Source organism: Sporacetigenium sp. TC11, assembly GCF_058146105.1.
On the sequence record NZ_JBYVNY010000002.1, the window covers coordinates 365,944 to 390,238 of the forward strand.

Genomic DNA, 24,295 nt, shown 5'->3' on the forward strand with positions numbered 1-24,295 from the left:
CATATAGTGTTTAAAATTATCACTATTATTTAAAATAATGAAGACTCATAGGGCTTATAAGATACTAGTCCTATGGGTCTTTTGATATATATATTTATATTTTAATAAATTTATGGTAGCATATGATGTGGATATAGGTTCAGATAGTTTTGAAACAAGCAGTTTACATAAAACACTATAACTAACAAATTAATTATTAAGGATGGGTCTAGAATGAAAGAAAAGACAAAAGGGTACATATTAGTAATAATTGCAGGAATTTTGTGGTCCACAATAGGATTATTTGGAAACCGATTGATGGAAGAGGGATTGATACCACAGCAAGTAGCATTTATAAGATTATTTTTAGGTTTTTTAGTACTATTGATATATAGCATTATAAAAAATCCAAGAATATTAATTATAAACAAAACTATATTTGTGTATTGTGTTATGATCGGAATTATATGTCAAGCTGGATTTAACTTATTTTACTTTAATGCTGTTGATACTTTAGGGGTATCTGTAGCTGCAATTCTTCTTTATACATCACCAGTATTTTTAGCTCTATTTTCTAAAATAATATATAAAGAAAGTTTAAATAAAAATAAGATTCTTTCTTTGACTATTTGTTTAATAGGATCAATATTGGCAGTTACAGGCGGGAATCTGGACTTATCTAATTTAAGTAGTGTCGGAATGATTTTAGGTGTTTTATCAGCTATAACTTATGCAATTATGTCTATAATAAGTAAAAAAGCATTGAATGAGTGTAGTGGAACAACTATATTATTATATGGATTTTTATTTGGAGCAATACTAATGATGCCATTAGCTAAACCTTTGGAAATAATAAATACAGCTAATGTTAATATTTTACCGTATATACTAGGGTTAGGTGGTATATCTACAGCAGGAGCTTATATATGTTATATAGAAGGAATAGGAAAAAATATAGATTTATCTATAGCTGGTATTTTAGCATCTGTTGAATTAATAGTATCAGTAATTATAGGATGGGTATTATTAGGTGAGGATTTTTCTTTAATAAAATTATTAGGTGTAATGTTCATGATGATAGCTGCTTTAATAGCTGTTGTTATAAAGCAGACTGATACATGTGAAGACGGAGCCATTTATGAAGATTTAGAATATGTTGTTGGTATTGATTAAGAGCCACAATTATTATGATTCTTCCACACTATTAAATTTACTCTTTAATTTAAAAAGTTTTATCTTATTTATTTCATATGGATTGTTAAATTTGACCTTCATATTGTGACATTATTTTATAATTATGCTATATAAATTTGTATTGTAAAATAAAAAAATATCTATTAAATTAAGTTTAATCTGTTATCAATTTTAGATTGATTTATAGAATATATAAAATAAATATAAGATATTGAAATCTATTCTAGTTTAGTATAATATTTTATTATATTAAGGTACTCATAGAGTACCTTTTTTACAATACATAAAAAAGTACATAAATCAGTTGTTAATGATAACTTTTATTTAAAACAATAAAAAGAAAGAGGGATAGAATATGAGTTTTTTTTCATCAAGGTCATCAAAGGGAAATCATTATAGAAAAGGTAATTATGGAAGTAACCACTACAAAAAGAAAGGTCTTCTAGGAAATTTATTAAATATAATTGCTTCAAGAAGTAGTTCACATGGAAAATATAATAAAAATGGACATTATGGAAGTAACCACTATCAAAAGAAAGGTACTTTAGGAAACTTACTTAGCATAATTACTTCAGGAAGTTGGTCTCACAGCAACCATAAAAATCACTATCCTAATACAACTATACATAATCAACACTCACCAAATCAAAATTCTATGATGTGTAGTTGCTGTAACCATCAAATACCAGCTGGTTCAAAATTCTGCTTACAATGCGGTCAAAAAGTTAGTAATGCATTATTTTGTATGAGTTGTGGTGAGAAATTACCTCCAGGTGCAAAATTTTGTCTTAAATGTGGGAAGAAAGTAAACGATTAAAATTATGTTGTTAAATAAAAAACTAAAATATTCTGGTAAACAATTTGGTAATTATATAATTGAAAGACCTATTGGCGAAGGCCGATATGGATTGTGTTTTATTGCAAAATCAGACATGGAAGAGAAGGTTGTTATAAAGAAGTTTAAACCAGGTATTTTGAAAAAGTATGGAGAAAGAAACGTATATGAGGCAGTTATACTATCAAATCTCAGTGATAAAAGAATACCAGAGCTTTTAGGCGTCATAAATGAAAAAGGTTTTTATGGGTTTGTTTTAGAATTTAAGAATGGAGATACTGTAAAAGACTTGATCTTTAAGTATAATCAAAAATTCACTAAAGAAGAAATTTTAAATATAGGTATTAAGCTTATTAAGATTATAAAATATATTCATGAAAATGGCGTTGTTCATAGAGATATTAGAATTCCCAATGTTTTGATAGATAAAGAAGAAGTATATCTTATTGATTTTGGTTTGGCAAGGTGGGCAGATAACAATAAATATCCTTATAATTTAGATTTTTCTTATCTAGGGGATTTTTTACTATATTTACTTTATTCTTCATATGAAGGGAAAGAAAATCATAAAAAGTTGCCATGGTATGAAGAATTGACACTAACAATTAAGCAAAAACTATTTTTGAAAAAATTACTAGGCCTAGAACCAGTATATGAAAATGCTTACGATATCCAAATAGATTTTATAGATGCATTTAGTGTTTAAAATTATGACTATTATCTAATAAAATAAGACCCATAGAGCTGTAAGATATAAGCCCTATGGGTCTTTTTATTTATAGATTTATCTTCTTATCGATCTATGATAGCATATAATTAGAATATAGACTTACTTTGAATATAAGTAATTTACATAAAACACTATAAAATTGGTTATTAAGGATGGTATGAAATGAAAGAAAAGATGAAAGGGTATATATTAGTAATAGTAGCAGGAATTTTGTGGTCTACAACAGGATTATTCGGAAATAGATTGATGACAGAAGGATTTATACCAGAGCAAGTAGCATTTATAAGATTATTCATTGGCTTTTTAGTATTATTAATATATAGCATGATAAAAAATCCAAGAATTTTAAATATTAACAAAACTATATTAATATATTGTGTTATGATCGGAATTATATCTCAAGCTGGATTTAACTTATTTTACTTTAAGGCTATGGATAGTTTAGGGGTATCTGTAGCTGCAATTCTTCTTTATACATCACCTGTATTTTTAGCACTATTTTCTAAAATAGTATTTAAAGAAAGTTTAAATAAAAATAAGATTCTTTCTTTGATTATTTGTTTTACAGGATCAACATTGGCAGTTACAGGAGGTAGTCTAGACTTATCTAATTTAAGTAGCATAGGACTTATTTTAGGTATTTTATCAGCTATAACTTATGCAATTATGTCTATAATAAGTAAAAAAGCATTAAATGAGTGTAGTGCAACAACTATATTACTATATGGATTTTTATTTGGAGCAATACTAATGATGCCATTAGCAAAGCCGTTGGAAATAATACATACAGCTAATTTTACTGTTTTACCGTATATAATAGGATTAGGTAGTATATCTGCAGCAGGTGCTTACATATGTTATGTTGAGGGAATAGGAAAAAACATAGATTTATCAATAGCTGGTATTCTAGCATCTGGTGAATTAGTAGGCTCAGTAATTATAGGATGGATATTATTAGGTGAGAATTTTTCTTTAATAAAATTATTAGGTGTAATATTGATGATTATAGCTGCTTTAATAGCTGTTATTAAACAGAATGATGTAAGTGAAGATAAATATACTTATGAAGAATTAGAATATGTTGCTGATACTGATCAAGAACTAGAAAATGTAGATAGTAAATACGTTGAATAAACATATAAGTTAAAGTCACTAAGTTTAATCTTTTAGAATAAACTTAATGGCTTTATTTTTTGTACACAATAATTAATCTTGCCAGAGATTATTGAAAAATAAACAATATAACATGCTATAATATGAATATCAGATTCAAATATATAAGCCCTTGAAATGCTGTTATAATATTTAATTGCTAAAGGAGAAGTTAGATGATTGAGATTGTTATATACATATTAGGTTCTTTATCTTTATACACTATTTATTCTCTGTATAATTATTTTAAGTATCTAAAAAATGCAAAGAAAGAGATAGACGAGAACTTTGGGAAAAAAAGAAATACAAAAGATATCAAAGCAGATATGAAAAGAATAGCTAGTTACTTTAATAATAAAAAATCGGAGCAAGAATTTTTTATTGATGATATTACATGGAATGATACAAATATGGATAAGATATTTCTTAATATGAATTATACTCAAAGCTCTGCTGGAGAGGAAGTTTTATATAATATTCTAAGAATGCCAATATATAACGATGTTAAACTTAAAGAAAGAGATAATCTTATTAAATTTTTCCAAACTAATGAGAAACATAGAGTTGAGCTACAATATAATATTGCAAAGGTTGGTAAAATAGGATATGTAAATGTTTCGGACTATTTTTACAACAAAATAGAATATCATTCTAGCAATTTGTTGTTATATAGGGCGTTATCCTTAATTCCTATAGGAGCTTTATTATTAACAATAATAAGTAAATATGGGTTAATACTATTTATAGCATCTTTACTTTTTAATGCATATTTAAATAACAAAATAAAACGTAGAAGTGGTTATGATATAGAAGCTTTTATGTATATAATTTCATTAGTAAATTGCACAAAAAAAATACAAAAGTTAAATATAGAAGAAATAAAAGCTCAATTTCCAAGAATAGATGGAAATATTAATGAAGTAAAGGGAATTAGGAGCAAATGCTTTAATCCTGTTGCATATTCTACTATAAGTGATGCTATGATGATGGGTGAATACTTAAATATGTTTTTTCTTAAGTCAGTAATAAAATTTGAGAAAATAAAACATATAGTCTCAAATAACAAAGAAGATATTAAAGCAATATATGAATTTATAGGAAGTATAGATTCGTATATTTCAATTGCATCATATAGAGAAAGCCTAGATTACTATACTAAGCCTGTATTAACAAATAGTAGTAAAATTAGTGATAATCATTTAGAGTTTATAGATATATATCATCCTTTTGTTGAAAATCCTGTGTCTAATTGCGATAGTTTTTCAAGTTCAGTTTTGATTACAGGGTCTAATGCTTCTGGTAAATCTACTTTTTTAAAAACACTAGCTGTAAATGCAATTACAGCACAAACTATATACACATGTTTTGCAAGAGAATATAAGTCTTCTTATTTCCAAATTTATTCCTCAATGGCTTTAAAAGATGATATTTTCAGCAATGAAAGTTATTATATGGTTGAGATAAGATCTCTAAAGAGAATTTTAGATAGTATTAACAATGAAATCCCTTGCTTGTGTTTTATAGATGAAATACTAAGGGGTACTAATACTGTAGAGAGAATATCTTCATCTTGTGAAGTATTAAAGCATTTAGGTAATAGTAATTGCATATGTATTGCAGCAACACACGATATTGAACTTACATATATACTTGAAAATAACTTTAAAAATTATCATTTTCAAGAGTACATTACAGATAATGGAATTACCTTTGATTATAAATTGCACCCTGGACGTACTCAAACAAGAAATGCCATAAAACTTTTAGAATTTATGGGTTATGATAAGGATATAGTACAAAGGGCTGAAGAGAGAGCAAGTAATTTCTTAAACACTGGTGTATGGAGTGAGTTAGAAAATAGTAATTGAAATAAATAAAAAACACAAATTAGGGGGCTAGTATAAATAGCTCCCTAATTTGTGTTTTATAGTTAATTATTATATCCAGAGATATACACTTCTAATTTTTCTCCATCCCAAATAATTTTATCAACAAGCTGATTAAGATATTTTTTCTTTTCTTCAAAAGGTAAATTATCTATATTAGAAGAAAAATTATTTAGTAAATCTATATATAAATCAATATCCATTTTTTCAAGTAAAAGAGTTTCTTTATCATTATTAAATTTTTCAATTTCTTCTTTTACTTTACTTATTTTTTCATCAAATTCCTCAATTTGAGCTATTATATACCTAGAAGCTGAAGAGTCTTGATTTTGAGATAATTGTAATGTTAAGTTAGAAATTGATTTTTTGTAATCATTTAGCTCCTTTGCAAGATCAGATCTTTTATTTTCTACATTTTTAGATGATTTCTCAATAGATTGTCTATTATTATTGAGCTTAGAATACATGCTTTCTTTTCTAAAATTTATAGACTTTATCTCATCAATAACTGACTTGTCTGCCAAATATCCATTTAAATTAGCAATATCACACCTAGTTCCTTTAGAATGTTCTTTCATTAGACACCTATAGTAATAGTGAGTTCTAGTTTTTTTTCTATATATACTTACCCTCATTTTAGAACCACATTTGCTGCATCTAAGTAGAGGAGTTATCAAACCTAATGTACCCGTGTCTTGTCTAGGTGCTTTTTCGTAGTTTTCTTCTATAATACTTTGAACTAATATCCAATCTTTAGATGAAATAATACCTTTGTGTTTGGCTATTGAAACTATCCATTCAACTTTGTTTTTACGCTTTATTTTGCCTTTATTACTTTCATCATGTTTATTGTAAACCATAATTCCATGGCTACCGTCAAATTCATTTTTAGAGGATGCAATATCACATTTATTTTCTTTTAAATATTCATATAAAATATCATCAGCTGTAGAATACACAGGATTTGTAAGTATTATTTTTAAAGAACTTTTATCAAAGTCGTTATTATTTTTAGTTGAAATTCTATTTTCTAAGGTCCAACTTTCAAGCTTAGTTAGAGACCTAAACTCAATATATTTTTTATAAAGAATTTTTACTATATCTAGTTCTTCTTTAATAGGGGATAACTTAAACATTTTCTTCTTGTTCATTTCACTATCATAATACATTATAGGTTCGCTTCTAAATCCTGTAGGTGTTTGACCACCAAGCCATCTACCAGATCTAGCTAGTTGATACATATTATCTTTAATTCTTTCTGCAATAGTTTCTCTTTCTAGTTGGGCAAATACAGATGCTATATACATCATGGCCCTTCCCATAGGTGTAGAAGTATCAAATTGCTCACGGACAGATATAAAAGATATATCATTAGATTCAAGAAGGTCAATTATACTAGAAAAATCAGATATATTTCTACTTATACGATCAAGTCTATAGCATATTAATAAATCAAATTTCTTTTTCTGTGCATCTTTTAACATTTGTTGAAACTTGGGTCTATTAGCATTTCCACCTGAATACCCTTCATCTTCATAAATAACAAATGTTGAATCTGGAAAGTGGTTATTACAATATTGTTTACAAATATCTATTTGATTTTGTACAGATTCACCTTTATCTGTAAATTTTGATTTACGTGAATATATAGCAATGGTTTTCAGACAAATCACCTCATTTAATATAAAAAGCTAGAAAGAATTAGTTATATTAAATGAGATATTATTATAAAAGTAAGATTATGATTAATTGATAAAAATTTTATTTTTGTTCTAAAATTAATAGATATGCATAGTACAAGATAGAACATTCATAATTTAAAGAATAGGGGAGTGGTAGTTATGAAAGAAAACCTTGAAGTTGTTTTAAAGATTCCAGATAATGAACTAATGATTCAAGATTTAATGGAAAATGCTTTAATACAAATTATCATTGACAGAATAAATACATTTCCCGAAGAACAAATAGAATATATTTATGATGAACTACTTGATAAATTAAAGAAAACTTGTTAGATATATGGGACTGAGAAACTTTCAGTCCTATATGTCTTTTAATATTTAAGATGTTATATTAATAAATTAATAATTATAGTGATGAAATATTATACTCAAATTTTGTTTAATGTTATAATGTTAGTATATAATAATAAACTTTAAATAAGCTTAGTATTTAAACTTATGAATATTTTAATGAATACTTAGGGGGTTAAAATGAAAAAACACATAGATGTATTAGATGATGAAATTATAAGAGAATTAAAGTATTTAAAACTATTATCAAAGCAATATCCAACTATAGCTAAAGCTTCTAAAGAGATAATAAATTTAGAATCAATACTAAATTTGCCAAAAGGGACAGAACACTTCTTAACAGACATACATGGAGAGCATGAACCTTTTGTTCATGTGCTTAAAAATGGTTCAGGTGTTGTTAAAAGAAAAATAGAAGAAATTTTTGAAGATTCACTCAGAGATTGTGAAAAAAAGAGTTTAGCTACACTTGTATATTATCCAGAGCAAAAGTTAGAGATAGTATTAAAAGAAGAAGAAAATATAAATGAGTGGTATAGAATAAATTTATATAGACTTATAAAACTTTGTAGATATGCTTCTTCTAAGTACACAAGATCTAAAGTTAGGAAGTTACTTCCTGATGACTTTGGATATATAATAGAAGAATTAATGCATGAAGATTTTGGTAGAGAACATAAGCATGAGTACTATGAAAGAATAATAAGTACTATAATAGAAATTGACAGAGCAAAAGAATTTATAATAGCATTATCCAAGCTTATTCAACGACTAGTAGTGGATAGATTACACATATTAGGTGATATTTACGATAGAGGTCCAAGACCAGATATAATTGTAGATACACTTATGGATTATCATTCTGTTGATATACAATGGGGAAATCATGATATTCTTTGGATGGGGGCTGCGGCAGGTGAGAGAATCTGTTTAGCTAATGCTTTAAGAATATCAGCTAGATATGCAAACCTAGATATAGTAGAAGATATATATGGAATAAATTTACTACCTCTTGCTACATTTGCATTAAAAACATATAAAGATGACCCTTGTGAAGCTTTTGTGCCAAAAATATCAAACCAAGATGTTAGCAGTACAGAAATATCATTGATTGCTAAGATGCATAAGGCTATATCTATAATACAATTCAAGCTTGAAAGTGAAACAATAAAAAGAAGACCTGAGTTTAATATGGACCATCGTATTTTATTAAATAACATAAATTTTGATGAAGGCACTATATCACTTAAAGGAAAAATATACAAATTAAAAGACACAAATTTCCCAACTATAGATCCTAAAAATCCATGTAAACTAAATGAAGAAGAGAGTATTTTAATAGAAAAATTGGCATCTTCATTTGTAAATAGTGAGAAGTTACAAAAGCATGTTGCGTTTTTATTTTCAAAAGGAAGTATATACTTAAAATTTAATTCAAATTTACTATTCCATGGTTGTATTCCATTAAATGAAGATGGGTCTTTTATGAGTATGAAAATCCAAGGTAAGGAATATATGGGTAAAAAGCTATTAGAAAAACTGGATACCTTAACTAGAGAAGGGTATTTTTATAAGAAAAATACTCCACAAAAATCTTATGGAATGGATATTATGTGGTATTTATGGACAGGATCGGCATCACCATTATTTGGAAAAGATGATATGACTACTTTTGAAAGATACTTTATAGAAGAAAAAGAAACTCATAAAGAAAACAAAAATCCATACTTTAAATTGAGAGATGATGAAAAAATGTGTGATATGATATTTGATGAATTTGGTTTAAATCCAAGTGAATCGCATATAATAAATGGTCATGTCCCAGTAGAATTAAAAAAAGGTGAAAGTCCAATAAAAGCTAATGGAAAATTATTAGTAATAGACGGTGGATTTTCAAGGGCTTATCAGAAAAAAACAGGTACAGCAGGATATACCCTTATATATAATTCATATAGTCTTCAATTAGTATCACATCAACCTTTTGCATCTGCAGAAGAAGCTATTGTAGAGGAAAGTGATATTTTTTCTACTACAGTAGTTGTAGAACATCAGCAAAAAAGAAGACGTGTAAGAGATACTGATATAGGAATCGATATTCAAAATCAAATAGATGATTTAAAATTATTACTTTTAGCATATAGAAAAGGTTTAATAAAAGAAATGTAGGAAACTAAGACCCATAGAACTGATAACTTATCAGTTCTATGGGTCTTTTAATATTAATATATTCTCTTTTCTTCATACTTTTTTAATATATTTGATATACTAGCAGAACTTTTAATCTTTTTTAGTTGGGAATTATTGAAATTATCTATAGTATATATACCCTCAACTTCATTATTGTTGTCAGTTACTATAAAAACTTCATCTCCATAATACATTTGTCCTGAATACTTAGCTGTAACTTTACCTAAGGTATCGTTATATGTTTCAGATAATAATATTGGAGCAAAGTTTAAGTCCATACCTAAAGCTTCAATATCATATTTTTCTAGGTCTATTCCTGTTATTTCAAGTTCATTAAGATTAGATTGAACCCTTTTGAGATTAGTATATTCTTCTACTACACTAACTGAAGAATTAGCTCTATTTATTTGTTTTTTAAATAGATTTATAGTAGCTTTATCTTCAACTTTCTCATAATAAATAGTAGAATAATCATCTATATCTAATTTATATAAATTGTTATCAACTATCATAACTTCAGTTCCTGTAATTTGTAATGGATTAAATATGGATTCTTCATTTTCTTTTGTAACTATTTTTTCAGGATTTATTCTATCGGATATAGATATTTTAGATCCATTAAAAATATCAACTGGAGATACAAAATCTCCCTCACCATTAAAGTTAATATAACCACTTATTTTTAGTTTTTCTAATATATTATCTACTTCTGCAACTTTTAAATTTTTACTAGATTCAATAGGTTTGCTTTTAGTTAAGTTATCGCTAATTTCAACCTTATATACTACTTTATCTATAGTTTTTTCACTTATATTTGAATCTTTTATTATAGGATTAGCTACTTTAAGTTCAGAAATTTTATTTGTATCAATAGTGTCACTACTAAAAGTTATATCTTGAACCTTAGAAGTTTCCATTGTTTTATTATGTTCATTAGGTAATGCTGTTGCTGAATTATATCCAGCTAATAACGCCCCTGAAGTTATTGTGAAAATAATACCTTTTTTAATTATAGCTTTCTTTTTTCTTTTATTTTCCCTTTTCTTTTTTGCAACTCTCGACAAATCTATTCCTCCTAGTTGTAAATTACTATATTAAGTAAAAAATGTAATAATTTGTATATTTATGTAGTGCACTGATTAATACGTTTATAATTTAAAAAATTAAGGGGGTGTTTTTATAAAAAATTTATAAAAAAGATTAACATTTATTTATGATTACATTATTTTAATTGTTAGTTCCTTATCAATCGACATTGACAAAACTTTATCTTTCAAATTTAAACACAAAATATACATAATAAAATAGACAATTTAATATATATTGAAGTAAATAAAAATAACTTAATTGCCATTGTTAATATTATGAGCATTAAACAATTAAGTTTATACTACATAAATTCAACTCCAAAATATTTTAAAAAGGGGGGTATATTATGTCAACTGAGAGACTTTCTTTTAAAGAAGCATTACATAATCCAGAAATAATGTCTGTAACTTGGGAATTGGTACCTGGAAGAGGTTCACATGAAGAAGCTCAGGATAGTGTAGTAAAAATGGCAGAATTAGCATCTAAGGATCCAAGAATTCATTCAATTACTTTAACGGACAATCCAAGTGGAAAACCTGCGATATTACCTTATCCATTAGCGCTTGAGGCAAAAGAGGTAGGAATTGAAACACTTATACACTTTACTTGCAAAGATAAAAACAGAAATGACATAGAAAGTGAGCTGCATGCTCTTTCTAGATCAGGTCTTTCTAATCTACTGGTGATGACTGGTGACTATACTACAGAAGGTTTTTCAGGAAGACCACAGCCTGTATTTGACCTTGATGCAGTTCAAACCCTTAGATTTATTAACAAAATGAACGATGGACTTAATATACCAGCGCGTAAAGGATCTAAAAAGCTTAAAAATACTGATTTCTTTGCTGGAGGAGTAGTATCTCCTTTTAAATCACAAGAATCAGAAGTAATGGCACAGTATTATAAACTTCATAAAAAAATAGAAAATGGTGCACAATTTATTATAACTCAATTGGGATATGATGCTAGAAAGTTTGACGAACTGAGAAAATATATGGATCTTAACAATTTAAATGTTCCTCTAGTAGGAAATATATTTGTATTATCACTGCCTGTAGCAAAGATGATGAATAAAAATCTTATTCCAGGTTGTGTAGTTACTGATTGGCTGGTAGATACTTTAGAAGTTGAAAAATCTAAAGGAAATGCGAAAGAGCAACAATTATTGAGATCTGCAAAGCTATATGCTGTATTAAAAGGATTAAAATATAACGGCGTTACAATTGCCGGACATGGAATAGGTTATGAAGATGTTAAGTTTATAATTGAAAAGGGAGAAGAATTAAGTGCTAACTGGTTGGATTTAGTATCAGAATTTAACTATCCTCAAAAAGACGGATTTTATTTCTTTGAAAAAGATGAAAAAACGGGATTAAACACGACTCAACCTGTAGATACAAGTAAAACCAAGACTGGTAAAACTACAGCTATGGATACAATGTTTGGTATGGTTCATAAGATGGTATTTAGTGAAGGGGCTGTATTTTATCCTATTGTAAAATCTGTGGCTCAAAAAATTGATGATTCAGCTTTAGAAAAACCATTTACTAAATTTGAGTATTTAACAAAAACTGTAACAAATGAATGTCGATTCTGTGGAGACTGTGTTATGCATGAATTGAGTTTCCAATGTCCTATGTCTCAGTGTGCAAAGCATCAAAGAAATGGGGCATGTGGAGGTAGCCGTGATGGATGGTGTGAAGTGTATCCAGGGAAGAAGAAGTGTATCTACGTAAATATGTATGAAAAATTTAAAGCTGCAGGAAAAGAAAAAACTATGAAGGAAGGGTACGTCCCTCCTATAAACTGGGATTTATATAGAACGTCATCGTGGTTAAATTTCTTCAATAAAAGAGATTATAATTATAGAAAAGATCAGGATTAAAAAATTATATTTATCGGAGATAATAAGGGACAGTAAATCTGACCCTTATTATTTTATTAAGAATAAAGGTATATTATAATAATCGGAGAATCAAATATAGGAGATTCGCAATGGAGGTAACAGTATGATTGAACTTAAAGGGAAATATAATTATGCAAAAATCTTTGCAGACAACATAGATGAAAAGGCAAAAGAACAGATAATAGAATTATGTAACCAAGAGTTTGTACAAGAAGGCAAAATAAGAATAATGCCTGATGTTCATGCAGGAGCAGGGTGTGTAATTGGATTTACTGCAAATATAGGAGAAAAAGTAATTCCAAATATAGTAGGTGTAGATATAGGTTGTGGGATGCTTACTATAGAGTTAGGTAAAATAGATATAGACTTAGCAAAATTAGATGAAGTTATAAGGGCATATGTACCATCAGGTAAAAATGTTCATGAAGGAAGAATATATAAATATCCTAGACTTCAAGAATTACACTGTTATAGAGAACTTAAAAAAGCTAAGTGGATAGAACGTAGTATAGGAACCTTAGGTGGTGGAAATCACTTTATTGAAGTAAATGTAGACAAAGAAGATAATAAATATTTAGTAATACATTCTGGAAGTAGAAACTTAGGAAAACAAGTAGCTGAGTATTATCAGGATTTAGCTGTAGATATATGTAGTGGTAAGGAAAAGTACTATGAAGAAAGAGAAAAATTAATAAAAGCATATAAAGAAGCTGGAAGAAGAAATGAAATTCAAAATGAGTTAATAAAATTAAATGAAAAATACAATGACTTAGTACCTAAATTTCCAAGAGATTTATGTTATTTAACTGGAAAGTATAGAGAACAATATTTACATGATATGGATATATGTCAAGAATATGCAAAGATAAATAGAGAAGTCATGGCCAATATAATAATAGACCATTTATTTAATAATAAAATAATTAATTATAGCTATTTTCATACAATACACAACTACATAAATTTTAAGGATAATATTATAAGAAAAGGAAGTATATCTTCATATAATGGTGAAAAGGTTTTGATACCAATAAATATGAAGGATGGTAGTATACTAGGCGTAGGAAAAGGAAATGAAGATTGGAATTTTTCAGCTCCTCATGGGGCAGGGAGATTAATGAGTAGATCTAAGGCAAAAGAGAATCTATCACTAGAAGAATTCAAAAATATCATGAAAGATGTATGGTCTACATCTATAAACGAAGAGACATTAGATGAAGCTCCTATGGCATATAAATCTATAGATGATATTATAAAATATATTGGTCCAACAGTAGAGATAATAGATGTTTTAAGACCAATATATAATTATAAAGCTTATTAACTTAAATATTATTAATACAATTGAGCTCTGAAATCTTTGACATTCAGAGCTTTTTTAATATTCGAATATAATACATACAGATTGTATAATATAGAATATTAAATTTTAAAACTAATTAAGAATAAGTTGCCATTTAGGAGATATAGCTTCTGATATATCATGAGTAACCATTATTGTGGTCTTGTTCTCGTTCTTTATTATCTTGTAAATATCGTCACTAACCAAAAGTCTTGTTTGATAATCAAGTGCAGAAAATGGTTCATCTAAAAGCAGTATATCCGGATCAACTGCCAATGTTCTAATTAAAGCAACTCTTTGTCTCATACCACCTGACAATTCTTTAGGATATCTATTTCTAAATTCCCAAAGATCATACATTTTCAAAAGTTCGTCTATTCGTTCTAATGATTCTTTTGTAAGTTTTTTTTGAATTTCAAGCCCTATTTTTATATTGTCTAAAATAGTTCTCCATTCAAGTAAATGGTCTCTTTGAAACATGTAGCCAATTTTCCCATTTACAGTAACTTCGCCCTTTGTAGGTACTAAAAGATTAGTTAAAATATTTAATATTGTAGATTTACCGCAACCAGATGGTCCTACTAATGTTAATATTTTACCTTCATCTAAAGTAAAATTAATGTCTCTTAGAACCTCAAGCTCTCCTTCCATAGTATAAAAATTCATATAAATATTTTTTGCTTCTACTATAGGATTCAAGAAACCACCTCCAGAAGATAAAAGAATGTCCTATGATGTTATAATATTAATTAAGTCAGATTCTGTTACTATTTATACGTTTTTTAAACCATTTGTTTTGGTTTTGCTATTACCCATTGTTGTAAAGACTGTTCTTTAGGCAAAACGTCTTTATCAAACCACATATAAAAAAATCTTTGTGCAGAAAAAATATAATAACCATCTTGTACATGATCAGTTGTATCATATGAATCTGCAAATATTATAACATCATCTGCAATTGAATCAGTACCCATAGTATCGTATCCTATTATAGCGTGCCAGTGGCCTCCCCAGTCTATCCATTCTACCATAATAGGGATATTGTTTTTTAAATTATCTATAACCCAATCTTTAAACTGGGTAGGATCATCAAAAGTATAACCTTCACCTAATTTTCCTTCAGTTAAACTAGAAGCCACATCCCAATCAATTACTTTAAAAAATTCAACCATTTTATCAGTAGAAGCTCCATTGCTATTTAAATCTATACTACATCCCATTAATTTTGCTATTTGTAGTTCATCATAACTGGTTTCCCCAAAATGATTTAATACCATAAGAGCAGTAGCTGGTCCGCATGTATATTCTGTAGTTTGCTGATAAGTTTTAAAATTAGACAATATTGTCAATGTTTCAGTAGGTTTTAAATTAAATATATCAATTTGTAAGAAATACGGTGATTTGCTTTGTTCTACTGCTCTTAAGTAAGAAGAGATTCTAGATAATAGAGTATCTTCTAAATGTGTTATTTTTTCCATATACTACCTCCTATTATATATGTATATAGAACTTAATAGAAAACAAGGGAATGTCCTATTATTCTATGATATTAATTAAGTAAGTTTTTGTTACTGAGATATATCTAGAACATAATTAAAATAGCAATGCCTTACATTTTATGGTAGAATATAGTTGATTATATCGATATTCTGAGGGTATAATAATAAACAGACAAAATTATAAATAAAAGGGGATGTATATTATGAAAATAACAGTAGATAAAAGTGCTATAGAAGCTTTAAAAGAAGTTTTAAAAGAACATGTAGATAAACCAAACAATATAAGAGTACATTTCGCAGGTGCTGGTTGCAGTGGACCATCATTTGGTCTTGCTTTAGACGAGCAAAATGAAAATGATTTATTTTATGAAGTTGAAGATCTTAAATTCATAATGGATAAAAAAGAATATGATCAATATGGAGATATAGTAATTCAAGATACTGGATATGGATTTAGAGTAGCTCCAGAAAATATGGATACTTCTCAAAGTGGTTGTAGTGGTTGTTCAGGCGGATGTAATTAATACATAGAAAGCTCTGGTTTTTACCAGAGTTTTTTATTTATATAGTTATTTGTAATGAAATAAGAAGATATATTAAGGGCATAATAACAAAGACACCAAATTTTAAACAAGAGAGGATGGATGTTATGAAAGTAACATTAGACAAAAGTGCCATAAGCACTTTAAAAGATATTTTAAAAGACAATGCAGATAAACCAAATAATATAAGAGTACATTTTGCAGGTGTTGGTTGAGGCGGCCCATCATTTGGCCTTGCTCTGGATGAGCAAAAAGAAAATGATTTAGATTTCGAAGTTGAAGAACTTAAATTTATAATGGATAAAAAAGAATACGATCAATATGGAGATATAGTAATTCAAGATACTGGATATGGATTTAGAGTAGCTCCAGAAAATACAGATGATTCTGCTGGCGGCTGTGGTGGCTGTTCAGGAGGATGTTAATAACTAATAGGCTCTGGTTTTTACCAGAGCTTTTTCAATTATATAAACTTTTATAAAAAAATATGGTAATATATATTGGTGTAATAAAAGAACTATATCTATAATAAGGAGCATAAAATGAGAAGAAGAAAGAAAAAGGGAGCAGACGAAAAATTATTAAGTTATATAAATTATATTATAAAAGACGATGCAACAAATTTAAAAGGAAAATGGAATGATATGTTCCAAAATAATAATCCTATACATTTAGAATTAGGAACTGGTAGAGGAAAATTTGTAACTACTTTGGCAAAACTAAATCCAGATATAAATTACATAGGAATAGAGATGAAAGAAGAAGTTTTACTAAAAGCTGTAGAAAAAGCCTATGAAAATGAATTAAATAACATTAAGTTTATATGGGGAGATGTAAACTTAATATTAGAGTATTTTGATGAAAAAGAAATATCTAGTATATATATAAATTTTTGTGATCCGTGGCCAAAGAAAAGATGGGATAAAAGAAGACTTACTCATAGAGGGTTTTTAGATAAGTACAAGATAATATTAGATGAAAACGGGAAAATAAATTTTAAAACGGATAACGAAAAATTATTTGAGTTTAGCTTAAATGAATTTGCGGAGTCAAATTTAAATTTAAGAAATATTACTCTTGATTTAGCAAATAGCGAATTTGAAGAAAATATAACTACAGAATATGAAGAAAAATTTATGTTACAAGGTATGAAAATATATAGATGTGAGGGAATAAAAGGAAAATAAGGAAAAATAATTATATCGAAAAATGGTTTAAATGGAATAATTGTACAAAATTTAATAATAATAAATAAAAAGGAATATAGAAATGTCTATATTCCTTTTTATTTGGCGAAGGCTTTCCTATGATAATTAAAGGTGAAATGCTTTATTTAATAGAAAGTATAAATAATATTTTTATTTTATTATTTTTTATTTTGTTTTTAGTGTAGGAGGGGTAGTAGTGAAATTAATACGAAAGATAACAATAGGACTATTAATTAGTGCATTTATATTTAGTAATATTACTTATTTATATGCACAATTACCTTATAAGCTAGTTGAAAAACCTTTTGTTATATCTAGCAATGATATTAATAAAGAATATTTACAATTACAAAAGTTAATAAAAGAAACTGAAAATTATTTAAATAATCCAATACTTGAAAAAATGGTATCTGATGAACTTATAAGAATAATAGAACAAGCTAAATCTTTAACTAATAAATCACCTAAAACAGAAATTATAAAATCTATAGGTAAATTAAATTATGTAATAGATGAATTTAACGCCCTGAAACAAAATGTAATACCTAGTAGAATATTAGAAGAGGTAATCCCAGACGAAAATTTAAGAAAAGTTATAAGTAATCATACGAAAGATCAATATATAACATTAAATAGTTTAGAAAATATAAACGGAGAGATATATGCATCATATGAGAATATATCTAGTATAGAAGGTATAGATATTTTAAAAAATGTTGAGTCTATAGTACTTTGGAAAAATAACCTAACTACCATACCACAATCTATATTAAATCTAAAAAAATTAAAGTATATAAACTTAAAAAATAATTATATTGTAAATAGCGAAGTTATAGATATGTTAGAAAATAGTGGAGTCGATGTACAAAAGGATCTTAATTTTATTAAGGACAAACCTAACCAATATAGTATAAAATCTAAAGAAAATATTATAGTTATTAATAAAGGAGATAGTGTTGATTTAACAAAGTATATATACAAAGATATACCAAAATATACTGAATCCTGGGAAATTACAAATGAAATAAACATAAATAAATTTGAAACAAATGCAGAAAATATAAATATAATAGATGTTAATGATATAACTATTAAGGGTAAAAATATAGGAAATACTAAAATTCATATCAAAATTAAAGAAGTTCATAGCCCTAATATGATAACACTCACTGTAAAAGTTAAATAAATGTAAGAACTTCCTCAAATCATAGTTCTTAATAAATGCAAATTTTTACATTTATTTGTAACCAATGTTACATACTATGAATGAAAAGATATGTATAATATAAACATAATAAGAAAGAGGAGGAAACAAACATGAGTTTATTTTTAGCACCTATACACAGTTGGTTATTTAATAAAATAAGATTATACGAGGAATTAGAGCAAAATGTAATAAAATCTCATTTAGAAATTTTCGGAGAAGATGTTAATAACATAGTAAATGAGGGTATAAATAAATATGGAGATTTTCTTGAAGAAAAACCATTAGAAGATATGATAGATTTATCTAATATACATGGATGGCTTCAAGGAAGAATACAGACAGAAGAATCAAGAAGTGCCTATGTATTTGGTAAATTACATGAAAAATACGGACAACAAAGTAAAGAAATAACTATAAAAGAATCTGAAAAACAAGCGGCTGGGTGTGCAAATAACGAATCTGGTCTTGAAAGTGCTGAAGATGTTTATGCAACATTAAACAACTATATATTAGAAGGCATGCCATGTGATAGAGTAAATACAGTAACAGAAAAAGATGATAATCATCTAGTATATGTACAAGGATCATGTATACACAGACCAAACTATGAATTAGGTCAAGGTAATTTAGAATATATGTATGATCTTAGAGATTCATGGGTTAAGTCTTTTATTGAAAACTTATCACCTAAATATACTTATAATATAAAAAGAGAAGGCGAACAAGCCGTTCATACTATAACGAAGGCATAGAAAGGAAGTGAAGTCCCATGGCTCTTTATGGTAACTTACAACAGATAAGAAATGGAAAAAGAACTTACTCTATAACTCCCCATATACCAGGAGGCTTCACAAATCCTCAAACTCTTAAAAAAATAGCTGAAGTATCTGAAAAGTACAAAGGAATTATAAAACTAACATCAGGTCAAAGAATAATGATAACAAATTTAAGAGAAGAAGATTTACCAAGTATTTGGGAAGAATTAGGTATGGAACCTGCAGTCAAAAATCAATTTTCAGTAAAAAATGTTGAGATGTGTCCTGCTGGATTTTGTAAAAGAGCTAGACACAACACTATTGGAATTGGAATGAAAATAAGTAAAAATTTTCATGGTAAGGAAATGCCTAATAGAACTAAAATAGGTGTTGCAGGTTGTAGAAACGCATGCACTAGTGTTTATTCAAAGGACGTTGGTGTTGTATCAGATTTTAATGGAAAGCTTATAGTTACTGCAGGAGGATCTGCAGGTTTTTATCAAAGAACATCAGATATAATAGCTCAAAATTTAGAAGAAGATCAGGCTTTTAATTTAGTGAATTCTATATTAGAATATTATAAGGAAAACGCAGAAATGGGAGAAAAGCTTGGAGATTTCATAGACAGAACAGGTATAGACAAGTTTAGAGAAGATGTTTTAAAAAAATCAAATTTATTTTAGGAGGTAGTTATTATGAAAATAACTAAAGATAGTGTAATAGGAGAAGTTTTAAGAATAAATCCAGGTGCTGCACCTATATTAATGTCATTTGGTATGGGATGCCTAGGATGCCCATCATCTCAAATGGAAACATTAGAACAAGCTGCAGCTATACATGGTATAAACCTAGATGATTTATTAGCTAAATTAAACAAAGGATTAGAATAATATTTAGTTTAAAGCCGTTAAGTATACCTTAGCGGCTTTATTTTTTTATTAGAAGGAAAATTTATTGTATACATAGAATTAAAGGCTTATTACGCTCATAATATATATTAAGTTGATAGCATTAACCAGGGGAGTGAGAGCATGAATAGTAAATATATAAGAATCGTTGGTTTTTTAATGGTATGTTCATCTATTATTCTTATGGATAAAGTTTGGTTTTCTCCTGCTTTAGGAGCCTTAGGAATAGTATGTATTTTTTATAGCCCAGAGTATTATCAACTTAATACAAATGAAAAAGACGTATGCATAAATATAGATTATCTAAATAAATTAGTTGATGTTAATATAGCTCAACCTCTAGGTTCAATTGATGAAGAGTATGGATATATATATCCTATAAACTATGGGTACATCAAAAACACTATGTCTGGAACCGATGAAGAATTAGATGCATACATATTAGGAGAATTTAATCCTATTGAAAAATACAATGGAAGAGTAATTGCTATAATAAAAAGAATAAATTGCAATGATGAAAAATTAATTGTATGTAATAAAGATAAAAGATATACAAAAGAACAGATCAAAGTATTAGTTGAATTTAGGGAGAGATATTTTGATTATATTATTATAAAATAATAAAGAGAATACAACAACTTTTGTAATCTAGTTAGTTCCAAATCATTCCCTCCATTCAAGGGTACAAAATAGCCTACAAGAAAATAGCTTATCATACTTTTCAAAAAATCAATAAATAATTTGAAAAGTATATAAACTTTGTTATAATTGGTTTAGTGATAAAAATTGCTAAAAGTAGGTGAATATATGTTTTTTATAGGAATATTTGGAGTGGATAATAAAGTAGAAGAAATAAAAAATACACTAAATATTAATTGCAATCACTGCGATAAGCAATCATTAAGTTTGTTAAAAACTTATAATAGATTTCATTTCTTTTTTATTCCGTTGTTTAAGTGGAAAATAAAATATTATATTAAATGTAACTCTTGCGATTCTGTATATGAAATATCAAATGAAAAAGGTGAGAAGATAGAAAAAGAAGGTTATGATTTAAATTACTGGGATATGAAAAATGCCCATGAAGTTTGCGTCAGTCAAGAAGTAGTGTGTAGTCAATGTAATAATCTTATAGATAAAAAATCTAAATATTGTCCTAATTGCGGAACTAGGATTAATAAATAAAAAATGGAGCTTTTTAGACTCCATTTTTTTTAACGTTATATAAAGAAGGAAATAATATAAGCAAAGAAAGTATACATAAAGATATATGAACAAGTTGCATAGCTGTATTATTTGGATTGTCAGGAAGTACAACCAATGTTATTGCAATTAAAAATAAAAGAGATGTTGTAGCTATAGTTGTGTCAGATTTAAAGATCATTGCATTGCCAATCCATATTAATGATGTTAAAAAAAATAAACATTCAAATAAAAATTTAATATTATGTAACATATTTAATGCTCCCATTCTTTCAGTGGATTTAATTTTATTATTTCCAGATATATTATAATTAAACTATTTGTTTTTGCTCTTATATATTTATTTGTTAGTATTTGTCATTTAGTTAATGTAATTGCGATAATTATATCAAGGATTTAACTCTAATTAGTAGAAATAAATAATAGAGTATAAACAACCTGAATATTGACAATAATCTAACAAATAAACTATGTAAAGGAGTTGGCCTATGGAAGAAGCTATATCTAAAAAAAATGAAGATTTAAAGTATCTGCTATATGAAGAGTATATACAAAAAAATCAAGAACAACAAGAAAAAAATTTAGAAGACAGCCCTTATAGGGTTGATCAAACTGTATATCAAAATATATTTGATAAAAAATATAAATAATTTTAAATTGTTAATAATATAAAGAGGTTGTATTTCAATCTCTTTTATTTTTATTACAAAAAAATTTACAGAAAATTAAAAAAATATATAGTCAACTAGGTATATAAATATTATAATATAAACAGGAAAACGATTACTGAAGGAGTTGATTCATATGTGTAAATCAAATTATGAAATAAATAAAAATTATTCTCCAGACCTATCACATGAATATATAATATTATCAAAAATATATAAAGCTTTAGATTGTAACGATTATAAAACAGTTAACAGTCTTACTGAGATTTTAATAGAGATTCAATATAAAAAAGGGGATATGGAAAAGGCTAGTATATTGTCAAAAGGAATATATAATAAATAAAAGTAGTTGCTAAATATTAGCAACTACTTTTATTTTTCAAGAATTAAAATATTTTTTATGAATATTATATTAAATATAGTTATATAAATTTTATTTTAAATATATCTATTATATAGGGGGGAAGGTATAATGGATAAGAATTTTTTAAGAAACTATTTACAGATAGTGGGGGGATCTTTTTGTCTTTTGGCTACTTGCCTTGGTTATGTATCTGGATTTATGTTAGTAGGAATACAAAAAATAGTTGAAAATTTCAAATATATAGGTATAACAGGAACATTAGCAAGTTATACTTTAATACCTTTATGTATGGCGGTTATTATATTAGGTATAGTTGACAAGGAAAAAATATCTAATGTAAATAAAACAGTATGTATTTCTACTATTATAGTTGGTTTTATGGGAACTCATTTTTATTTTATAATACCGTCTGCTATTATATTATATGTATTACACTTATATTATAAAGTAGAAGAGCTTGAATATAATGATAACGTTGATAAAACAGAATACACTGTAGAACACAAAACAGCATCATTAAAAGATTCAACATTAAACACTAAGATAGAAATGGCAAAAGAACTTTTAGAAAAGAATTTTAATAAGAACTTTATATCTGAAGTAACAGGATTGACATTAAAGGAAATAAACTTAATAGAAGAGTTAAATAAAAGAGACTAAAGTTAATTAGTCTCTTTTATTTAACTCTTGTTTTAGGCGTATAACTTCACTATCAGTAGAGAATACCTTAGTAGCTATAACATTGGTACTTAAAACTAAGTTATCTATACCATTTACAAACTCTTTTACATTATTTTGGTCTAGAGTTTTAACTTCAAACTTTATATTTCTAAGTTCAGATTTTACTTCATTAAGATTGGAATTTAGATTTTCAATTTCAGAATGTATTTTTTCTAATAATTCTAATAATTTTTCATTCATTATAGACAACCTTTCTCTTTGGTATTTTTATAAATTATAACATATAGATAAGTTATTTTCTATTCATTATTATTTACAGAAATTCAATATAGCTAGTGCTGCTTGAAGACGAACTTTTTCATTCTCAGACTTAAGTGCATTTTTTACTACCTTTAATGCTTCATTTCTTAAATATTCTTTTTCTTCTATTAAAGCAGGAGATCCTATTAATGTACCAAGTTCTGAAGTATCAAATGGATGAGCAAATTTTGTTATAGGATTTCTGCTTTTTAAAAAGTCTTTTACATAATTATTTAGCTTATCTTTTTCAAGCTTTTTAACCCAATAAACAGGTCTAATATGACACGTTCCAGTTATATCAGGTTCGTATACATATTCATAACCTCCAATTATACCTATATGAGCCCAGTCATTTTCAAGTATGATCACTACGTCACCTTTTTTTATTGTATTTATAAATGAATTTACAACACGGGTATGGTATCTCAATTGACTATCTATATACCCATAATTACTTTCTAATTTGTATTGTATTTCTTCTTTATCTTTATTAGTTAAATCTCCAATATCCGAATATCCTATACATATAAATGATTTTTCAATAAAATCTTGTACCATTTCAATTCCATTCGGTTTAGTTTTTATATGGAATATATTCATTAATTGTACCCCCTTATTTATTGTTCT

General features: G+C 27.0%; 28 protein-coding genes. 21 read left to right on the forward strand and 7 right to left on the reverse strand.

Annotated elements, in window-relative coordinates; translation table 11 throughout:
* The first annotated feature begins 213 nt into the window (after positions 1-213).
* The 5 genes from ACUSRV_RS04755 (at position 214) to ACUSRV_RS04775 (ending at position 5,758) form a co-directional block, all read left to right on the forward strand.
* Complete coding sequence (locus tag ACUSRV_RS04755) at positions 214-1,152, forward strand: DMT family transporter (protein WP_490140776.1); 939 nt, start codon at positions 214-216, stop codon at positions 1,150-1,152.
* A 376-nt stretch (positions 1,153-1,528) separates the two neighbouring features.
* On the forward strand, positions 1,529-1,990 hold the full coding sequence (locus ACUSRV_RS04760; protein WP_490140777.1) for a zinc ribbon domain-containing protein: 462 nt from the start codon (positions 1,529-1,531) through the stop codon (positions 1,988-1,990).
* A 4-nt stretch (positions 1,991-1,994) separates the two neighbouring features.
* Positions 1,995-2,714, forward strand: a complete 720-nt coding sequence (locus tag ACUSRV_RS04765; protein WP_490140778.1) for a protein kinase domain-containing protein — start codon at positions 1,995-1,997, stop codon at positions 2,712-2,714.
* Positions 2,715-2,900: 186 nt separating this feature from the next.
* Positions 2,901-3,872, forward strand: a complete 972-nt coding sequence (locus ACUSRV_RS04770) for a DMT family transporter (RefSeq protein ID WP_490140779.1) — start codon at positions 2,901-2,903, stop codon at positions 3,870-3,872.
* Positions 3,873-4,066: 194 nt separating this feature from the next.
* Positions 4,067-5,758 (forward strand): MutS-related protein, encoded by a 1,692-nt coding sequence (locus tag ACUSRV_RS04775; protein WP_490140780.1) that lies wholly within the window; start codon positions 4,067-4,069, stop codon positions 5,756-5,758.
* A gap of 62 nt (positions 5,759-5,820) precedes the next feature.
* Here ACUSRV_RS04775 and ACUSRV_RS04780 read toward each other — a convergent pair whose 3' ends face one another.
* Positions 5,821-7,449 carry a recombinase family protein gene (locus ACUSRV_RS04780; protein WP_490140781.1) on the reverse strand — a complete coding sequence of 543 codons (1,629 nt, stop codon included), beginning with the start codon at positions 7,447-7,449 and terminating at the stop codon, positions 5,821-5,823.
* 168 nt (positions 7,450-7,617) lie between these two features.
* Between ACUSRV_RS04780 and ACUSRV_RS04785 the strand changes: the two genes are divergently transcribed.
* On the forward strand, positions 7,618-7,791 hold the full coding sequence (locus tag ACUSRV_RS04785; protein ID WP_490140782.1) for a hypothetical protein: 174 nt from the start codon (positions 7,618-7,620) through the stop codon (positions 7,789-7,791).
* A 198-nt stretch (positions 7,792-7,989) separates the two neighbouring features.
* Positions 7,990-9,975, forward strand: a complete 1,986-nt coding sequence (locus tag ACUSRV_RS04790; protein WP_490140783.1) for a fructose-1,6-bisphosphatase — start codon at positions 7,990-7,992, stop codon at positions 9,973-9,975.
* Between the two features lie 53 nt (positions 9,976-10,028).
* Here ACUSRV_RS04790 and ACUSRV_RS04795 read toward each other — a convergent pair whose 3' ends face one another.
* Entirely contained in the window at positions 10,029-11,060 is a 1,032-nt protein-coding gene (locus ACUSRV_RS04795) for a hypothetical protein (RefSeq protein ID WP_490140784.1), read from the reverse strand.
* A 371-nt stretch (positions 11,061-11,431) separates the two neighbouring features.
* On the opposite strand from ACUSRV_RS04795, the gene ACUSRV_RS04800 reads away from it, so the two are divergent.
* Both ACUSRV_RS04800 and ACUSRV_RS04805 read left to right on the forward strand, forming a co-directional pair.
* Positions 11,432-12,970 carry a methylenetetrahydrofolate reductase C-terminal domain-containing protein gene (locus tag ACUSRV_RS04800; protein ID WP_490140785.1) on the forward strand — a complete coding sequence of 513 codons (1,539 nt, stop codon included), beginning with the start codon at positions 11,432-11,434 and terminating at the stop codon, positions 12,968-12,970.
* Positions 12,971-13,094: 124 nt separating this feature from the next.
* The gene (locus ACUSRV_RS04805) at positions 13,095-14,315 is read left to right on the forward strand and encodes an RtcB family protein (RefSeq protein ID WP_490140786.1); all 1,221 of its coding nucleotides are present in this window, start codon (positions 13,095-13,097) and stop codon (positions 14,313-14,315) included.
* Between the two features lie 111 nt (positions 14,316-14,426).
* Here the strand turns inward: ACUSRV_RS04805 and ACUSRV_RS04810 are convergent, their stop codons facing one another.
* Together ACUSRV_RS04810 and ACUSRV_RS04815 are read right to left on the reverse strand one after the other, a co-directional pair.
* The gene (locus tag ACUSRV_RS04810) at positions 14,427-15,032 is read right to left on the reverse strand and encodes an ABC transporter ATP-binding protein (RefSeq protein ID WP_490140787.1); all 606 of its coding nucleotides are present in this window, start codon (positions 15,030-15,032) and stop codon (positions 14,427-14,429) included.
* An 83-nt stretch (positions 15,033-15,115) separates the two neighbouring features.
* Positions 15,116-15,811, reverse strand: a complete 696-nt coding sequence (locus ACUSRV_RS04815; RefSeq protein WP_490140788.1) for a C39 family peptidase — start codon at positions 15,809-15,811, stop codon at positions 15,116-15,118.
* A 224-nt stretch (positions 15,812-16,035) separates the two neighbouring features.
* Here ACUSRV_RS04815 and ACUSRV_RS04820 point away from each other — a divergent pair, with 224 nt between their 5' ends.
* From ACUSRV_RS04820 to ACUSRV_RS04860, 9 genes are all read left to right on the forward strand, one after another.
* Positions 16,036-16,356, forward strand: coding sequence for a Fe-S cluster assembly protein HesB (locus ACUSRV_RS04820; RefSeq protein WP_490140789.1), 321 nt, complete (start codon positions 16,036-16,038; stop codon positions 16,354-16,356).
* A gap of 314 nt (positions 16,357-16,670) precedes the next feature.
* On the forward strand, positions 16,671-16,799 hold the full coding sequence (locus tag ACUSRV_RS04825; RefSeq protein WP_490140790.1) for a hypothetical protein: 129 nt from the start codon (positions 16,671-16,673) through the stop codon (positions 16,797-16,799).
* 117 nt (positions 16,800-16,916) lie between these two features.
* On the forward strand, positions 16,917-17,561 hold the full coding sequence (trmB, locus tag ACUSRV_RS04830) for a tRNA (guanosine(46)-N7)-methyltransferase TrmB (RefSeq protein ID WP_490140791.1): 645 nt from the start codon (positions 16,917-16,919) through the stop codon (positions 17,559-17,561).
* 217 nt (positions 17,562-17,778) lie between these two features.
* On the forward strand, positions 17,779-18,768 hold the full coding sequence (locus ACUSRV_RS04835) for a leucine-rich repeat domain-containing protein (protein ID WP_490140792.1): 990 nt from the start codon (positions 17,779-17,781) through the stop codon (positions 18,766-18,768).
* 131 nt (positions 18,769-18,899) lie between these two features.
* The gene (locus tag ACUSRV_RS04840; RefSeq protein ID WP_490140793.1) at positions 18,900-19,541 is read left to right on the forward strand and encodes a hypothetical protein; all 642 of its coding nucleotides are present in this window, start codon (positions 18,900-18,902) and stop codon (positions 19,539-19,541) included.
* 17 nt (positions 19,542-19,558) lie between these two features.
* Positions 19,559-20,227 carry a nitrite/sulfite reductase domain-containing protein gene (locus ACUSRV_RS04845; RefSeq protein WP_490140794.1) on the forward strand — a complete coding sequence of 223 codons (669 nt, stop codon included), beginning with the start codon at positions 19,559-19,561 and terminating at the stop codon, positions 20,225-20,227.
* Between the two features lie 12 nt (positions 20,228-20,239).
* On the forward strand, positions 20,240-20,434 hold the full coding sequence (locus ACUSRV_RS04850) for a DUF1858 domain-containing protein (RefSeq protein ID WP_490140795.1): 195 nt from the start codon (positions 20,240-20,242) through the stop codon (positions 20,432-20,434).
* Between the two features lie 141 nt (positions 20,435-20,575).
* Positions 20,576-21,073 carry an inorganic diphosphatase gene (locus ACUSRV_RS04855; RefSeq protein ID WP_490140796.1) on the forward strand — a complete coding sequence of 166 codons (498 nt, stop codon included), beginning with the start codon at positions 20,576-20,578 and terminating at the stop codon, positions 21,071-21,073.
* Positions 21,074-21,259: 186 nt separating this feature from the next.
* Entirely contained in the window at positions 21,260-21,637 is a 378-nt protein-coding gene (locus ACUSRV_RS04860) for a zinc ribbon domain-containing protein (RefSeq protein ID WP_490140797.1), read from the forward strand.
* 13 nt (positions 21,638-21,650) lie between these two features.
* Here the strand turns inward: ACUSRV_RS04860 and ACUSRV_RS04865 are convergent, their stop codons facing one another.
* Positions 21,651-21,908 carry a hypothetical protein gene (locus ACUSRV_RS04865; RefSeq protein ID WP_490140798.1) on the reverse strand — a complete coding sequence of 86 codons (258 nt, stop codon included), beginning with the start codon at positions 21,906-21,908 and terminating at the stop codon, positions 21,651-21,653.
* 235 nt (positions 21,909-22,143) lie between these two features.
* On the opposite strand from ACUSRV_RS04865, the gene ACUSRV_RS04870 reads away from it, so the two are divergent.
* The 3 genes from ACUSRV_RS04870 to ACUSRV_RS04880 all read left to right on the forward strand — a co-directional run bounded on the left by ACUSRV_RS04870 (position 22,144) and on the right by ACUSRV_RS04880 (position 23,347).
* Positions 22,144-22,305 carry a hypothetical protein gene (locus ACUSRV_RS04870; protein WP_490140799.1) on the forward strand — a complete coding sequence of 54 codons (162 nt, stop codon included), beginning with the start codon at positions 22,144-22,146 and terminating at the stop codon, positions 22,303-22,305.
* Positions 22,306-22,459: 154 nt separating this feature from the next.
* Positions 22,460-22,666 carry a hypothetical protein gene (locus ACUSRV_RS04875; protein ID WP_490140800.1) on the forward strand — a complete coding sequence of 69 codons (207 nt, stop codon included), beginning with the start codon at positions 22,460-22,462 and terminating at the stop codon, positions 22,664-22,666.
* 129 nt (positions 22,667-22,795) lie between these two features.
* Positions 22,796-23,347 carry a hypothetical protein gene (locus tag ACUSRV_RS04880; protein WP_490140801.1) on the forward strand — a complete coding sequence of 184 codons (552 nt, stop codon included), beginning with the start codon at positions 22,796-22,798 and terminating at the stop codon, positions 23,345-23,347.
* Between the two features lie 6 nt (positions 23,348-23,353).
* Here ACUSRV_RS04880 and ACUSRV_RS04885 read toward each other — a convergent pair whose 3' ends face one another.
* Both ACUSRV_RS04885 and ACUSRV_RS04890 read right to left on the reverse strand, forming a co-directional pair.
* A complete protein-coding gene (locus ACUSRV_RS04885; protein WP_490140802.1) occupies positions 23,354-23,608 on the reverse strand; it encodes a hypothetical protein in 255 nt (84 codons plus the stop codon).
* Positions 23,609-23,677: 69 nt separating this feature from the next.
* Positions 23,678-24,268: a hypothetical protein gene (locus tag ACUSRV_RS04890; RefSeq protein WP_490140803.1), complete on the reverse strand. Its 591-nt coding sequence runs from the start codon at positions 24,266-24,268 to the stop codon at positions 23,678-23,680.
* Between the last annotated feature and the right edge of the window lie 27 nt (positions 24,269-24,295).